We start from the raw sequence: 15165 nt of genomic DNA, 5'->3' as shown, positions 1-15165 counted from the left end.
GAAACCCAGAAGGTTTAAGAAAAATTCATGGGGGACCGGCACAAAGTGCCGGTCCCTTTTTCGTTTTAACGCAGTCGTGATCACCAGAACCGATGACAGTCGCAACCACCAGTTTCCTGATTTTCGCCGCCTCACAGGTCGGCACGCCGGGACCGGCCAATATGGTCCTGCTGGGAACAGGTGCGCGTTTTGGCTTTCGGTCGGCGCTGCCCTTTGTGGGCGGAGTCATTCTGGGCAAACAGCTGATCATCTGGCCGGTTGGTTTTGGCCTGATGCAAGTTGCCGATCAGGCGCCGTTGGTGTTCGAGACACTCAAGTATGCTTCTGCTGCATATATTTGCTGGCTCGCGTGGAAAATTGCCAATCTGCGGCTTTCCCGAGGTCAATCGGATAAGCAAGTGCCCGGTTTTCTGGCGGGGTTAATAGTGCATCCGCTTAACCCTAAGGCTTGGGCAATGATTATCGCAGGCTTCACCGGGTTTGTGGCAACAGGAACACCCAGTTTTGAGGCGACCCTCACGATCGCTCTCTGTTTGTTAACTTGCCAGATCGTATTGCACCCGATCTGGACATTTGCAGGAGATCGGATCGCCCATGCGCTTGAAGGTCGGCCTGCGGAAAAATATCTGATGTGGACGTTAGCCAGTTTGACAGTTGCGTCCGTACTTTTTGTGTTGTTCGGAGGAGGAACGCACTCATGAAAATTGAGGCAATAATAAATCAGCCGGTCATTGAAACCGAGCGGTTCGACCTTCGCCCTCTGCGTCGGTCGGATTTGGGTCTCATTGAGCACTATGCAGGCGATGAGCGTGTGGCGCGCATGACGACATCGATCCCGCATCCATTGCCGCCCGGCTCGATTGAAGCGTTTGTGATGCGCGCGATGGCCGAAGACCGGGACGAGGATGTCTGGGCAATGGATGCCACAAAGGATGGTGGCCCGGAGCTGATCGGACTGATTTCATTGACCCGGCTGGATCGCAACCAGTCCGAGGTCGGCTATTGGGTCGCCCCGGTGTATTGGAACACCGGCATTGCATCGCTGGCCGTTGAAACGCTGGTCAACGCCAATCCGCTGGAAAACGCGACCATGTTCGCCAGCGTGTTCCAGGACAACCCGGCCTCGGCCCGGGTTCTGACCCATTGCGGGTTCCAGTATCTTGGCGATGCGGAAACCTATTCGGTGTCGCGCGATGCGAATGTGCCCACCTGGACCTATACAAAGAAACTCTGACTTGTGGCCGATGGGGCCTTTGCAGTAGGGGACAGCTATGAAATTTCTCGATCTTGCAAAGGTCTACATCCGGTCCGGGGCCGGAGGTGGCGGCTGCGTCAGCTTTAGACGTGAAAAGTACATCGAATACGGCGGACCCGATGGTGGGGACGGCGGTAAGGGTGGGTCTGTTTGGGCCGAGGTTGTGGACGGGCTGAACACCCTGATCGACTTTCGCTATCAACAGCATTTCTTCGCCAAGAACGGCCAACCCGGTCGCGGTCAGCAACGCACCGGTAAGGATGGTGACGACATCATCCTGCGCGTTCCCGTCGGAACCGAGATTCTGGACGAAGACGAAGAGACCGTGATTTGTGACCTGACCGAGGTTGGTCAGAGATTTTTGCTGGCAAAAGGCGGCAACGGCGGCTTTGGCAACCTGCATTTCAAATCCGCGACCAATCAGGCCCCGCGCCGCGCCAATCCGGGGCAGGCGGGGATCGACCGCACCATCTGGCTGCGGCTGAAGCTGATTGCGGATGTGGGTCTTTTGGGCATGCCCAACGCCGGGAAATCAACTTTCTTGGCTGCCACATCCAATGCACGGCCCAAAATCGCCGACTATCCCTTTACTACGCTGCACCCCAATCTGGGCGTTGTCGGTGTCGATAACGTGGAGTTCGTCGTTGCCGACATTCCAGGTCTGATCGAAGGCGCACATGAGGGGCGTGGAATCGGTGACCGGTTTCTTGGCCACGTAGAACGCTGCGCGGTACTGTTGCATCTGGTCGACGGCACCTCGGAAACTGTGGTCGAAGACTATCGCACAATCATCACCGAGCTTGAGGCCTATGGCGGAGAGCTGGCGGATAAGCCGCGTATCACCGTATTGAACAAGATCGACGCTCTGGACGATGAGGAACGCGAACTGATCAAGGCCGAACTGGAAGATGCCGTTCGCGGCCCGGTCATGACCATGTCAGGCGTTGCGCATTTGGGCGTGACCGAGGTGCTGCGGTCCTTGCGGGCTCAGATCGATGAAAACCGCCTGCGCCAGAAACCCGCCGAGGAGGCCACGCCTTGGCAACCCTGACCCATGCCCGCCGCCTGGTGGTCAAGATCGGATCGGCCTTGTTGGTCGACCGGGATACGGGATTGCTCAGGTCGGATTGGCTGAAATCGCTGGCGCAGGACGTAGCTTGGCTGAAAGGGCAGGGGACAGATGTTGTTCTGGTCTCGTCCGGGTCAATCGCGTTGGGTCGAGGTGTACTTGGCCTGCCGATGCAGAATCTGCCGCTGGAACAGTCACAGGCCGCTGCGGCGGTTGGACAAATCCGGCTGGCCCGTGCGTATGAAGAAGCGTTGACGCCGCATGAGATCAAAACCGCTCAGGTGCTGGTCACGTTGGAAGACAGCGCGGATCGGCGGCGTTATCTGAATTCCCGTGCAACGCTGGAAACGCTGCTGAGCCTGGGTGTTGTTCCGATTGTCAACGAAAACGATACAGTCGCCACGGATGAGATACGGTATGGCGACAATGACCGGCTGGCAGCGCAAATCGCCGTGACCATCGGCGCGGATCAGTTGATCCTGCTTTCAGATGTCGACGGGTTCTATTCGGGCAATCCCAACGAGGACACGACAGCCACTCGATATGACGTGATCAAACAGATCACGCCCGAGATCGAGGCCATGGCAGGTGACGCGGGATCGGGGCTGTCAAAGGGCGGCATGAAGACCAAGCTGTTGGCTGCCAAGATGGCAACCGCTGCTGGCTGCGATATGGCGATAACTGAAGGATCACCCCTGAACCCGCTGAAAACGCTTGAAAATGGAGCGAGCTGCACTTGGTTCACGGCCACGCTCGATCCGCATGCAGCCCGGAAACGCTGGATTTCGGCGATGAAACCGCGCGGAGAGATCGTGATCGATGACGGCGCGGCAAGGGCGCTTTCCAATGGCAAAAGCCTGTTGCCCGCTGGCATTGTCGAGGTCACGGGTGATTTCGGTCGCGGCGATCCCGTCGCTGTTCTGGATGCGCAGGCGCGGAGGCTGGCACAGGGGCTAAGTCGCTATACCGCGCAAGAGGCGGATGCGATCAAAGGACGTAAATCGTCTGAAATCGAGGCGACGCTAGGCTATCCAGGCCGCGCGGCCCTGATCCACCGGGACGATCTGGCGCTATGAGGGCGTGATTTGATAAACTGAGACCGAAAGGCGCATGAGATGAAGGATTTCGACAACATTCCCGCAATGATGGCCGACCTTGGTGCGCGCGCCAAAGCAGCCTCGCAAGAGCTTGCCTTTGCCACCGCCGAACGCAAGCACGCCGCGCTGATCGCAGCCGCAGACGCCGTTTGGCACAAACGTGCCGACATTATCGAAGCGAACAAGAAGGATTTGGAGTTCGGGCGAGAAAAGGGTTTGAGCCCCGCGATGATGGACCGCTTGATGCTGGATGAAGCACGCGTTCAGGGCATGGTTGACGGGCTGCGCACCGTCGCCGATCAGACCGATCCTGTGGGTGAGGTGTTGGCCGAATGGGACATGGCCTCGGGCCTCAACATTCAGCGTGTGCGCACGCCTTTGGGTGTGATCGGCGTGATCTACGAAAGCCGTCCCAACGTGACGGCGGATGCGGGTGCATTGTGCCTGAAATCCGGAAACGCCGTGATCTTGCGAGGCGGGTCTGAGAGTTTTCATTCGTCAACCGCGATCCATGCCTGTCTGGTTGAGGGGCTAGCAGCTGCAAGCTTGCCCGAAGACGCCATTCAACTGGTGCCGACTCGCGACCGGGCTGCGGTGCAAGAGCTTTTGACCATGACTGATTATGTCGACGTCATCGTTCCCCGAGGTGGCAAAGGATTGGTAGGCCTTGTGCAACGCGAGGCGCGCGTGCCCGTCTTTGCGCATCTCGAAGGCATCGTTCATATTTATGTAGATAAAGCCGCCGATCCCCAGAAGACGCTGGATGTTGTGTTGAACGCCAAAACCCGGCGCACCGGTATCTGTGGCGCGGCAGAATGCTTGCTGATCCATCAAGACGTTGCAGAAACACTGGGCCGTGATCTGATCGCTGCTCTTCAAGCTGCGGGTGTTGAAGTGCATGCCGAAGGCGTTTTGGCCAATGAGAACACCATTCCTGCGTCGGATGATGACTGGGGCAAAGAGTACTTAGATAGTATCATCGCTGCACGGACCGTAGCAGATATCGACGCCGCGATTGCGCATATCCGGCAGTTTGGCTCAAGCCACACCGATTGCATCATGACCGAGGATTCCGCGGCCGCCGAGCACTTCTTCGAGCGGCTCGACAGCGCTATCCTGATGCATAACGCCTCGACCCAATTCGCGGATGGCGGTGAGTTTGGCATGGGTGCTGAGATTGGTATCGCCACCGGCAAGATGCACGCGCGCGGTCCTGTCGGTGCCGCTCAGTTGACCAGTTTTAAGTATCTGGTGCGCGGAAACGGGACCACTCGGCACTAAAACCGCAGTGTCACCCGGGTTGCGGTCGTTTCTACCGTGATCCTGCGCCCCATCGTCGAGGCCGTGTCCGGCAGCAGGGCAAATTGAACCTGCGCCGGGCTTAGTTTTTCGGTAAATCGCCCCGAGCCAATCCCTTTCCACAGTCCCGTATTGAGGTTCAGCTTGTCAGCAACGCCAGTCACCGTCCATGCGTCGCCCTGAGTTTCGATTTCCACTTCGCCGCCGAAGGGCATCGCACTTTCACAGCACATCACAGCCAGAAACGCGAGTTTAACCTGATTGCGCGGGACAGGTTCGGTCAGGTTCCAACTGATCCTCAGACGCCCGGCCTTTTCCACATCTTTAAAAAGCTCGACCACTTCGGTGCGACCCAATGGCTGATCGCTTGCTGATCCAAAGGCAACGCGGAAAAACCGGATACGGGCGCCTGCACTGCCAACGCTGCCCGAAATCAGCTCCATTTCAGGGCCTTGGACTGCGCCAACCATCTCCAACAGCTCAAGCCCGTTGGTAATTGCCCCAATGGGGCTGATCAGATCATGACAGATCCGAGAGCCGATCAATTCGGCCAGGTTGACGTCTGACGCGCCCATGCGTACCTCCTGCTGCATCTGCCTTGGACCCGGAGGCCCGATATGACAGATCTGAATGCCATTCTTGCACCGGGCATGTTTGTCCGCCACCCCGATTTCCCCGATTGGGGCGTTGGACAGGTGCAGTCCAATATCGGAGGCAAGATCACCGTTAACTTTCGCGAGCAGGGGAAAGTGGTGATCGACGGGACACGCATAGCCCTGATGCCGGTCTTTGATCCGTGAAACTGGTTTAGGAAAGGTTAACAACTCGGGCAAAACGCGGGCTTGTTGCCTTTGGCCGAGCAATCGCGTTATCAGCGCGCAACCGCGATCGATGGAATTTTCTTGATGCCAGACGAAGGCCCCTCATTCACTGTCAAATTGGCCAATACCGAGGTTGAACTGCGGGCGGCCCAACGTCTGCGCTATGACGTGTTTGTTCAGGAATTGGGCGGTGGCGGCGAGATGGTGGATCATGAGGAGGGGCTCGAGAAGGATCAGTTCGATCCATACTTCGATCATATGCTCGCCATCGACGATTCATCTGGAGAGGTGATCGGCGTCTATCGTCTGCTTCCTGGTGAGCGAGCTGCCGAACTGGGGCAATTCTACTCCGAGGATGAATACGATCTCACCGTCCTGAAACAAAGCGGGCGCAAGCTGTTGGAGCTTGGACGCTCGTGCGTGCATCCGGATTATCGTGGTGGCACGGCGATGTATCATCTGTGGAATGGTCTGGCTGCATACGTCACTGAGCGTGGTATTGAGATCTTGTTCGGGGTCGCGAGTTTCCACGGAACCGACGTGAGCAAATTGGCGCAGCCGCTGTCGATGCTGCATCACAACCATCTTGCCCCGCTGGATTTGCGGGTTCGGGCCCAGCCAGAGGTATTTCAATCAATGGACCTTTTGGCACCCGACGCGCTGGATCGGCGCGCGGCGATGGTTCAAGTGCCGTCTCTCATCAAGGCCTACCTTCGCCTCGGTGGATTCGTGGGCGAGGGGGCATTTATCGATCATGCCTTCAACACAACCGATGTGTGTCTGATCCTTGACACAGCCCGCATGAATGAGCGTCAGCGGCGTATTTATGGTGGAGCATAACCCTGTGAGCGACCCATCGTGGCAAAGTGAAGACGCTCCTGATCCAATTGAGCTTGGTTTCTTAGGTTGGGTCCTGGTGATACTTCGCGGTCTGCCGCTGGCCCTTTTGGTTTTTGGGGGGCTGTTCGTCTTATTGGCCATACGTCTCATCGAACGACCGCTTTATGGCGTTCAACGGCCGGTGACACCGTTCATTTCTCAGTTCGTTTGTCGCAATGCATTTCGAATTCTCGGGATCAGATTTCGCACCTCTGGCGCGCTCATGCAGGAACGCGGCGCTGTGGTTGCAAACCATACGTCGTGGCTGGATATCTTTGCGCTGAATGCCCGTAAGCGCGTGTATTTCGTATCGAAAGCCGAAGTCGCAAAATGGCCCGGCATCGGCTGGCTGGCACGCGCGACGGGTACGGTCTTTATCGAACGTGATCGCAAGAAAGCCCGCGAGCAGACCCGGATTTTCGAGGAACGTCTGAAAGCCGGGCACAAGCTGTTGTTCTTTCCAGAAGGCACTTCGACCGACGGACAGCGAGTTTTACCTTTTAAAACAACACTCTTTGCCGCGTTCTTCACTGAAGGGCTGCGGGAATTCATGTATGTTCAACCGGTTTCGGTCATCTTTCACGCTCCCCAAGGTCAGCCCGATAGGTTTTATGGCTGGTGGGGCGACATGGATTTCGGACCGCATTTGCTTAAGACTTTGGGGTCACGTCGACAAGGCACCGTGGAATTGATCTACCACGCGCCAGCTAAGGTTAGCGACTTTGAAAACCGCAAAGCTCTGGCAGCCCATTGCGAAGACGCGGTACGTCATGCGCATTCACTGGCGCGGCTTGAAAAATAGGGGCATTTGGCCCTTGCACTGATGCTAAACCTGCCGTATACGCGCGCCATTCAAACCCGCAGGCGGGGTTTGGGCTTTTTGAGGGAGACATCCTTATCTGGCCCGCCGGTTGGAGCATCCGCTTCTTTCACCCCCGCCGAGGCGTAAACCGGAAAAGGAAAGTAAAGCATGGCTCTTCCCGAGTTCACCATGCGTCAGCTGCTGGAAGCTGGCGTTCACTTTGGTCACCAGACACAGCGTTGGAATCCCCGTATGGGCCCGTTCATCTACGGCTCGCGCAATGGCATCCACATCATGGACCTGACTCAGACCGTTCCGATGCTGGATCAGGCTCTGCAGGCTGTTCGTGACACCGTCGCAAAAGGTGGCCGCGTTCTGTTCGTAGGCACCAAGCGTCAGGCAGCTCAGCCGATCGCAGATGCCGCTGAAAAGTCGGCTCAGTACTACATGAACCACCGCTGGCTGGGCGGCACGCTGACCAACTGGAAAACCGTTTCCCAGTCGATCAACCGTCTGAACCAGATCGACGAAGCCATGGAATCGGGTGCCGAAGGCCTGACCAAGAAAGAGCGTCTGGGCATGGAACGTGACCAGGCCAAGCTGCAGGCTTCACTGGGCGGTATCCGCGAGATGGGTGGCGTTCCGGATCTGCTGTTCGTCATCGACGTCAAGAAAGAAGCACTGGCCATCGCCGAAGCCAACAAGCTGGGTATCCCGGTTGTGGCTGTTGTCGACACCAACTGCTCGCCCGATGGTGTTGACTACATCATCCCCGGCAACGACGACGCAGCGCGCGCAATCGCTCTGTATTGCGATCTGGCCGCACGTGCCGCTCTGGACGGCATGACCGCTCAGATGGGTGCTGCTGGCGTTGACCTGGGTGCATTCGAAGAAGCTCCGGTTGAAGAAGTCGTAGCCGAAGAAGCACCCGCTGAAGAAGCCGCGCCGGAAGCCAAAGCCGAAGCGTAAGCTGCCCGTCACGTAAATGACATATGGGGCAGGGTAGACCTGCCCCAATTCCGTTTGAATTGAGGAGAGCCAAAAGATGGCAATCACAGCAGCAATGGTAAAAGAACTGCGCGACTCGACCGGCGCAGGCATGATGGACGCAAAAAAAGCGCTGACCGAAACCGGCGGCAACATGGACGAAGCCGTTGACTGGCTGCGCACCAAAGGCCTGGCCAAGGCGGCCAAGAAATCGGGCCGTACCGCAGCCGAAGGTCTGGTTGCTGTTCACGTCAACGGCGGCAACGGTGTTGCTGTCGAAGTGAACTCGGAAACCGACTTCGTTGCGAAAAACAGTGAATTCCAGGAGATGGTCGGCAAGATCACCTACGCAGCCGAGGGTGTTGATGACGTCGATGCGCTGCTGGCTGCTGATCTGGGCGGCAAGTCTGTTGCAGATACCCTGACCGACAAGATCGCCACCATTGGTGAAAACATGTCGGTCCGCCGCATGTCGAAACTGTCGGGCGATACCGTCGTGTCATACGTTCACAACGCGGCGACAACCGGCATGGGCAAAATCGGCGTTCTGGTTGCTCTGTCCGGCGGCGATGAAGCCTTCGGCAAGCAGGTTGCAATGCACATTGCGGCTGTGAACCCGGCGGCCCTGTCCGAGGCGGACATGGATCCGGAAGTTGTCGAGAAAGAGAAGCAGGTCCAGATGGACATCGCTCGCGAATCCGGCAAGCCGGAGCAGGTGATCGAAAAGATGATCGTCGGTCGCATGAAGAAATTCGTTGCCGAAGCGACCCTTCTGAACCAGGACTTCGTTGTGAATCCTGACCTGACCGTCGAAGCGGCCGCCAAAGAAGCGGGTGCGACCATCACCGGTTTTGTCCGCATGGAAGTAGGCGAAGGCATCGTGGTCGAAAAAGAAGACTTCGCTGCCGAAGTTGCAAAGGCAGCCCAAGGCTAAAATCTTTTGCAGCTTCGGTTAGAGGCTGCAACAAATACCGAGCCCGGTTGCATAGCGCAGCCGGGTTTTTTTCATGTCAAAAGCCTGTGAACCGATGCTTGCGAAGATTGGTGAATTGAGGGGCCCTGCATGATGGGGATGGAAGGGCCCCTCAATAATCCCGACAAAGAGACGTGGACGAATAGACGCCTCGGTGTCAGAGCGATCAGAGAGCTTTGGTATTACAAAGATCCGATCAAAACGTTCCCTGGCTAAAGCCACCACTCACGGAACAATATCAATTTGCAATTTTATCGGGAGATTCGGAAAGTCATGTATTCCTTACCCTAGGTCAATTTGATGCTAATTAGCATCAAAATAGGGTCATGCTTCCATCACAAACATCTGATTCTGCAACGCGGCCTTCAACACGGCCTGTGCCGTTGTTTCAACCGAAAGCGCCTCACGCGCGAGTCTCAGGTGTTTTTCCACCGTTGCCGAAGTCAAACCCATCAATAGCGCGATGTCCTGCGTGGTCTTTCCGTCGCCGACCCATTGCAAAGCTTCGCGCTGGCGTTTGGTCAGCGCGCGGTTCGGGGCATGATATGGCAAGGTCAGGATTTTGAGATGGGCAACATTGTTCATCAGAAGGATGTCGTCGCCGTGCTCGTTCCAGACCTCGTCCATCTCCTCCTGGCTGTGATTACGTGCCGCAAGCGAAATCGCCCCTTTGGAACGCATCGATACTGAGTTGAAGCTGACCGTATAACCTACTGTAATATCACGCGACTTATTGAACTCAAAAACCCGAAGCTCTTCGTTCGACATGACCCCGCTGGACATCATGTCCTGTATCATGCTCCAACTTGCAGCGCCTTCGTTGTTCAGCGCCCATTTCAGCATGGGGGCGTGAAAATACAGGCCGGATTGAAGGAACCCTTCCAAGTAATCTGAGCAGTGATTGGTCAGGATTACAAAGTCTTCTGGATCGCCGAGCGAAGTCGCCGTTCGGTATTGCGTATACCCATACAACAGCCGGTCGAAGCCATACTTTTCCATCTGGCGGCAATGTGCATCCCAAAGCTCTTCCAGAGTTTTCGTGTAGCTCAGAAAATTCAGATACTCTTTGAGGGTCATCCTGTGTCCCTCTCAGCCAGATGCGCGGCAATCGCGTTCAGTGCAAGAACATAGCTTTGCGCGCCAAAACCACAGATCTGTCCAATCGCGACTGGTGCGATATGTGATTTGTGACGAAACGCCTCGCGCGCGTGGATGTTAGATAAATGAACTTCGACCACGGGTACTTCGGCCGAAGATATCGCATCCATCAGCGCAATCGATGTATGCGTGAATGCGCCTGCATTCAGCACGATACCATCCTGAGCGCCGCGTGCCGCGTGGATCGCATCAATTAGCGCGCCTTCGTGATTGGATTGGAGATGGGTTATGTTTTGACCCAGCGTTTCACCATGCGCAACGCACAGGTACTCGATCATCTGCAACGTCGTTGCGCCGTAGACCTCGGGTTGCCGTGTACCAAGCAAATTCAGGTTCGGACCATTCAGAACCAGGATATTGTGCATATTCAAACTGTCCCCATCTTCCCTTTTTCATAAACATGAATTTAAAGGTCGTCCAGCGACCTTCGCTCTTATGGGTAGAGCTTCATTGACGCACGCAGGTTGCTGGATCGGCTCAATCCCATCCCCTATTCAATTATCTTCCATCGTGACCACAACTTTACCGAGAGCCTCGCGCCGTTCGAGCATGCCAATTGCCTCTGCCGCCTGGGTTAGCGGAAATCGTGCACTGATACGGGGTGAAATCACTCCCGAACCATATAGGCGGAACAACTCGGCCAGGTTCTGTGCGTGCCCTTTCGGGTCGCGAAATACGGACGCGCCCCAGAACACCCCGACGATCTGACAGCCCTTGAGCAAAGTCAGGTTCAGCGGAATGCTCGGGATGCCGGCAGGAAAGCCAACAACCAGATAACGCCCGCCCCATGCCATACTTCGCAAGGCGGGCTCCGCGTAGTCTCCGCCAACCGCATCATAGACCACATCCACACCTTCGCCCCCGGCCAGCGCCTTTATCTCGGCGGCTAGGGCCTTTTGCGCTTCGCGGTCCAGATCGCGTGGATAGATCAGCGTCTGGTCTGCGCCAACATCTCCGCAAAACAATGCTTTGTCTTCAGACGAGACTGCCGCGATCACATGTGCCCCCATCGCTTTGGCTAGCTCGATCGCCGCAGACCCAACGCCACCGGCGGCCCCCAGTACAAGTACTTTTTCGCCGGGCTTAAGTAGCGCACGGTCCTTGAGGGCGTGGTATGAAGTGCCGTAGGTGAAGACAATGCTAGCCGCATCCTCAAACGGCATCACGTCGGGTATCTTGACGGCAGTCGCTGGTTTGAGCTTCAGATGCGTAGCGAACCCTCCGTGCCCTGTCAGCGCCAGAACCCGATCACCAGGCGCGAAGTCTGTGACGCCTTCTCCGACCGAGACAACTTCTCCGGCGATTTCACCACCTGGCGCAAAGGGGCGGGGTGGTTTTATCTGATAGAGGTCCCGGATCATCAGCGTATCAGGGAAGTTCACCCCAGCGGCGCGGATACGCAATACAATTTCATCTGGCTCAGGGGTTGGATCGGGCAGGGTGGTCAGTTCCAAACTCTCGGGGCCGCCTGGTGTGACGCTGAGTAATGCCTGCATGTTTTTCAATTGCCTCTTGCTTCACCTGTTTTGAAATCGTTGGATTGTCAGCACGTATTGTCAAGAAGACCTCACGCCAGAATCCCAGATCGCCTGAATGGAGTGCACATGACGCCCGAGACTTTGTTTTCGCTCAGTGGAAAGACGGCACTGGTAACTGGGGGTGCCACCGGTATCGGCCGAATGGCGGCCGAGGCGTTGGTACGTGCCGGGGCGCATGTACTGATCGCTTCTCGCAAAGGCGAGGCATGCGAGGAGGTTGCAACAGAGTTGAACGCTCTGGACGCGTCAGGCTCGGCCGAAGGGTTTGCTGGCGACATCAGCAGTGAGGCGGGTGTAGATGCGTTGGTGGATGAAGTCAAAAGTCGCACTCAAGCGATTGATATATTGATGAATAATGCAGGTGTGTCTTGGGGCGCGCCGATGGGGCAGTTCCCTCATTTCGCTTGGGACAAAGTCATGTCGGTTAATGTCGCAGGCGTATTTGATCTGACCCAAAAATTGCTGCCACTTCTGATGAAATCCGCAACCGACGAGGATCCTGCGCGGGTCGTCAATGTAGGTTCAGTCATGGGTGAGGTCCCGATGGGTGACGGGGCCTACAGCTATTCCGCGTCCAAAGCGGCGGTTATTCACCTGTCCAAAATCATGGCTAAGGAATTGGCACCATACAGAGTCACGGTGAATGCGCTGGCCCCGGGACCATTCGTATCGCGCATGACGGCCTTTGCCACCGAAGACGAAACCAAGCGCGCGCGCGTCGGCAAAGGTGTTCCACTGGGCCGGGTTGGCCAGGCCGAGGATATCGCTGGTTGCATGTTGTTTCTATGCGGTCGCGGAGGCAGCTATGTCACTGGCGCGGTCATCCCTGTCTCCGGTGGGATAAATGTGCAGACCGGTGGCAATATCTTTGCCGATGCCCTTTAGCCGTGGGTTCATACGCAGGCTGAATATATGACACACACTGAAAACACTTTGGATATCAAGTCCGTCGACGCTTATCTAAACACGCATCTTGTTGGGTATCATGGCCCTCTTGAGGCTACAAAATTCACCGTGGGTCAGTCGAACCCAACCTATCTGCTGCGTACGCCGGCCAAATCCTATGTTCTGAGACGCAAGCCGCCGGGCATATTGCTGAAATCCGCACATGCAGTGGATCGGGAATTTCGCGTACAAGCGGCGCTGGCTGGTAGCAAAGTGCCCGTCCCGCAAGTACATCTGCTTTGTGAAGATGACAGCGTCATAGGCTCTGCCTTTTACGTGATGGAGCATCTGAAAGGGCGCACATTTGTCGACCCTGTCATGAAAGGCGAAAACAATGCGACGCGCACGGGTGTGCTGAAAGAGATGAACCGCGTACTGGCCGAACTGCACATGGTCGATATCGATGCGGTGGGTCTTTCGGATTTCGGACCTCCAGGCAACTATTTCGAGCGGCAAATTGCTCGCTGGACCAAACAATATCGCGCCTCTGAGACCGAAAAAATCGCCGAGATGGATCAGCTGATCGCCGGGCTTGAGCGCCAGATCCCCGAGGATGATAATCAAAGAACACTGGTTCATGGGGATTACCGCATCGACAATCTGATGTTCGAGGCGGATGGAAGCGCCTGCATTGGAGTGCTGGATTGGGAGCTATCGACCATCGGCCATCCATATGCCGACCTGGCGGCCGTCATCATGCAGTGGCAACTGCCGCCGGGCAAGGAGGGTCGGGGGTTGGCTGGCGTAGATCGGTTAAGACTTGGGCTACCGTCAGATCAGGACTTCATCGCCGAGTATTGCGCGCGCCGCGGCCTAACGGGGATTGAGAATTTTGGCTTCTACCTTGCTTTCAACTTCTTTCGGATGGCCGGCATTCTGCAAGGTGTCTACAAGCGGGCCTTGGATGGAAACGCATCAGACCCGGCACGCGCTAAGGCTTTCGGTGCCTATGTGCCGGTCTTCGCCCAACACGGATTATCTGCGCTGCAAAAAACGTAGGCAGTATTCTCGGCGCCCTTCAACAAATCCAGCAAAAATCGGCAGAATTCGCTGTTGCCTAGGGTCTTACGAAGGCAAGATCGGCCTGATCAAGATGGAGTTGCCTCATGGGATTTGATCCGACCGCGCAGACCCACATCCGCCAATGGATGCACAGATATGTTGAGCAGAAGAAATACGCAGGCAGCGCCCTTCTGATCCACCAGAACAGGCAAGAGGCATTCTTTCACGCATGTGGCCGCCGCTGCATTGAAACCGACCTCGCGTTCCAGCGCGATAGCCTGGTTCGGATCTATTCGATGACTAAGCCTGTGACGTCCGTTGCTTTGATGATGTTGGTGGAACAAGGGTTGTTTCATCTAGATGCCCCGGTTTCCGATTTCCTGCCAGAGTTTGCAACGATGCAAGCCTTGGTCCCGGGCGCAACGCAGTTGAACCAGACCGAGGACGCGCCAACACCCAGCTTGCATCAATTGCTGACGCACACCAGCGGGCTGAGCTACCCGTTCAATCCCGGCCTTTTGCCAATGGCCATGGATGAGCTCGATCTGATCTTTTCCCCGAAACAAGGCCCGCTGGCGGATCGGGTTAAAGTGCTGGCAGGGTTGCCGCTGGCTTTTCAGCCAGGCAGTCGCTGGGAGTACTCGGTCGGGATCGACGTGATTGGCCGCGTGATAGAAGTTGTATCAGGCAAACCGCTGGACGTGTTTCTGACAGAACACATCTTTCGACCACTTGGGATGAGTGAAACCGCGTTTTCAGTGCCTGATGGGGCAGGGGACCGATTTGCCTCGCTCTACACCCCGCTCGAAGGCGATGCCATGGCGCTGAATGCCGCAAAATCGGGTGGAGAAACATTGCGGTTGGTGGATCGGGCCGGAGAGTCCCCGTTTGAGGCGGCAACGACCTTTTCTGGCGGTGGCGGATTGATCAGTACCATCGACGATTACAGCAAGTTCGCCGAGATGTTGCGAAACAAAGGAACCGCAAATGGCGCGCGATTGCTCGGACCGAAGACCGTAGAATTTATGTATCGTAACCACTTACCGAGCGATATCGCCTCAATGGGTCCACAAAGCTTTGCCGAGCAACCCATGGAAGGCACAGGCTTTGGCATCGGAGGCGCGGTTGTACTGAACCCGGCGCCCACCCGAGCCCCAAGCTCGGTTGGCGACTATGGCTGGGGCGGGATGGCCTCCACCTATTTTTGGATCGATCCGGTCAACGCGCTTTCAACAGTGTTTTTTACACAGCTCTCTCCATCCAGCTCTTATCCATCCCGAGCCGAGTTAAAGGCGCTTGTTCACGCGGCGCTCGTTGAATGATCGGTGTTTGAGTGATAC

At 56.4% G+C, this 15165-nt stretch carries 17 protein-coding genes; 13 read left to right on the top strand and 4 right to left on the bottom strand.

Annotated features, from left to right (window positions below):
* The first annotated feature begins 92 nt into the window (after nucleotides 1–92).
* Genes ACR0AH_RS03390 through ACR0AH_RS03370 form a run of 5 tightly spaced genes read left to right on the top strand, consistent with a single transcriptional unit; the run spans nucleotide 93 to nucleotide 4702 of the window.
* Nucleotides 93–701, top strand: a complete 609-nt coding sequence (locus ACR0AH_RS03390; RefSeq protein WP_480590349.1) for a LysE family translocator — start codon at nucleotides 93–95, stop codon at nucleotides 699–701.
* Nucleotides 698–1234 (top strand): GNAT family N-acetyltransferase, encoded by a 537-nt coding sequence (locus ACR0AH_RS03385; RefSeq protein ID WP_170509932.1) that lies wholly within the window; start codon nucleotides 698–700, stop codon nucleotides 1232–1234. The genes ACR0AH_RS03390 and ACR0AH_RS03385 overlap by 4 nt, the downstream gene beginning before the upstream one ends.
* 37 nt (nucleotides 1235–1271) lie before the next feature.
* Nucleotides 1272–2306 (top strand): GTPase ObgE, encoded by a 1035-nt coding sequence (obgE, locus tag ACR0AH_RS03380; protein WP_170595639.1) that lies wholly within the window; start codon nucleotides 1272–1274, stop codon nucleotides 2304–2306.
* Nucleotides 2294–3400: a glutamate 5-kinase gene (gene proB, locus ACR0AH_RS03375; RefSeq protein ID WP_170393083.1), complete on the top strand. Its 1107-nt coding sequence runs from the start codon at nucleotides 2294–2296 to the stop codon at nucleotides 3398–3400. Before obgE ends, proB begins: the two co-directional genes overlap by 13 nt.
* A gap of 39 nt (nucleotides 3401–3439) precedes the next feature.
* Nucleotides 3440–4702 carry a glutamate-5-semialdehyde dehydrogenase gene (locus tag ACR0AH_RS03370; protein WP_480590347.1) on the top strand — a complete coding sequence of 421 codons (1263 nt, stop codon included), beginning with the start codon at nucleotides 3440–3442 and terminating at the stop codon, nucleotides 4700–4702.
* Here the strand turns inward: ACR0AH_RS03370 and ACR0AH_RS03365 are convergent.
* Nucleotides 4699–5295 (bottom strand): histidine phosphotransferase family protein, encoded by a 597-nt coding sequence (locus tag ACR0AH_RS03365; RefSeq protein WP_480590344.1) that lies wholly within the window; start codon nucleotides 5293–5295, stop codon nucleotides 4699–4701. The two genes, ACR0AH_RS03370 and ACR0AH_RS03365, sit on opposite strands and share 4 nt — an antisense overlap.
* Before the next feature lie 42 nt (nucleotides 5296–5337).
* Between ACR0AH_RS03365 and ACR0AH_RS03360 the strand changes: the two genes are divergently transcribed.
* From ACR0AH_RS03360 to tsf, 5 genes are all read left to right on the top strand, one after another.
* The gene (locus tag ACR0AH_RS03360; RefSeq protein WP_170393080.1) at nucleotides 5338–5520 is read left to right on the top strand and encodes a DUF3553 domain-containing protein; all 183 of its coding nucleotides are present in this window, start codon (nucleotides 5338–5340) and stop codon (nucleotides 5518–5520) included.
* 105 nt (nucleotides 5521–5625) lie between these two features.
* Nucleotides 5626–6381 (top strand): L-ornithine N(alpha)-acyltransferase, encoded by a 756-nt coding sequence (gene olsB, locus ACR0AH_RS03355; protein WP_170646046.1) that lies wholly within the window; start codon nucleotides 5626–5628, stop codon nucleotides 6379–6381.
* A complete protein-coding gene (gene olsA, locus ACR0AH_RS03350) occupies nucleotides 6368–7222 on the top strand; it encodes a lyso-ornithine lipid O-acyltransferase (RefSeq protein WP_480590857.1) in 855 nt (284 codons plus the stop codon). Before olsB ends, olsA begins: the two co-directional genes overlap by 14 nt.
* Nucleotides 7223–7390: 168 nt before the next feature.
* Nucleotides 7391–8191 carry a 30S ribosomal protein S2 gene (gene rpsB / locus ACR0AH_RS03345; RefSeq protein ID WP_170393078.1) on the top strand — a complete coding sequence of 267 codons (801 nt, stop codon included), beginning with the start codon at nucleotides 7391–7393 and terminating at the stop codon, nucleotides 8189–8191.
* Between the two features lie 76 nt (nucleotides 8192–8267).
* On the top strand, nucleotides 8268–9143 hold the full coding sequence (gene tsf, locus ACR0AH_RS03340; RefSeq protein ID WP_170393077.1) for a translation elongation factor Ts: 876 nt from the start codon (nucleotides 8268–8270) through the stop codon (nucleotides 9141–9143).
* 363 nt (nucleotides 9144–9506) lie between these two features.
* Here tsf and ACR0AH_RS03335 read toward each other — a convergent pair whose 3' ends face one another.
* The 3 genes from ACR0AH_RS03335 to ACR0AH_RS03325 form a co-directional block, all read right to left on the bottom strand.
* Complete coding sequence (locus ACR0AH_RS03335; protein ID WP_170393076.1) at nucleotides 9507–10259, bottom strand: autoinducer binding domain-containing protein; 753 nt, start codon at nucleotides 10257–10259, stop codon at nucleotides 9507–9509.
* Entirely contained in the window at nucleotides 10256–10705 is a 450-nt protein-coding gene (gene aroQ, locus ACR0AH_RS03330; protein ID WP_480590342.1) for a type II 3-dehydroquinate dehydratase, read from the bottom strand. The genes ACR0AH_RS03335 and aroQ overlap by 4 nt, the downstream gene beginning before the upstream one ends.
* Nucleotides 10706–10834: 129 nt before the next feature.
* Complete coding sequence (locus tag ACR0AH_RS03325) at nucleotides 10835–11836, bottom strand: NADPH:quinone oxidoreductase family protein (protein ID WP_480590340.1); 1002 nt, start codon at nucleotides 11834–11836, stop codon at nucleotides 10835–10837.
* A 108-nt stretch (nucleotides 11837–11944) separates the two neighbouring features.
* On the opposite strand from ACR0AH_RS03325, the gene ACR0AH_RS03320 reads away from it, so the two are divergent.
* From ACR0AH_RS03320 to ACR0AH_RS03310, 3 genes are all read left to right on the top strand, one after another.
* Nucleotides 11945–12763, top strand: coding sequence for an SDR family NAD(P)-dependent oxidoreductase (locus tag ACR0AH_RS03320; protein WP_170732219.1), 819 nt, complete (start codon nucleotides 11945–11947; stop codon nucleotides 12761–12763).
* 27 nt (nucleotides 12764–12790) lie between these two features.
* Nucleotides 12791–13822, top strand: coding sequence for a phosphotransferase family protein (locus ACR0AH_RS03315; RefSeq protein ID WP_480590338.1), 1032 nt, complete (start codon nucleotides 12791–12793; stop codon nucleotides 13820–13822).
* Nucleotides 13823–13929: 107 nt separating this feature from the next.
* The gene (locus ACR0AH_RS03310) at nucleotides 13930–15147 is read left to right on the top strand and encodes a serine hydrolase domain-containing protein (RefSeq protein WP_480590335.1); all 1218 of its coding nucleotides are present in this window, start codon (nucleotides 13930–13932) and stop codon (nucleotides 15145–15147) included.
* The last annotated feature ends 18 nt before the right edge of the window (nucleotides 15148–15165 follow it).

The sequence above is a fragment of the Ruegeria sp. AM5 genome (assembly GCF_056540645.1).
Note: the sequence above shows the minus strand (reverse complement) of the source record. Positions and strands in the feature narration are given on the sequence as shown.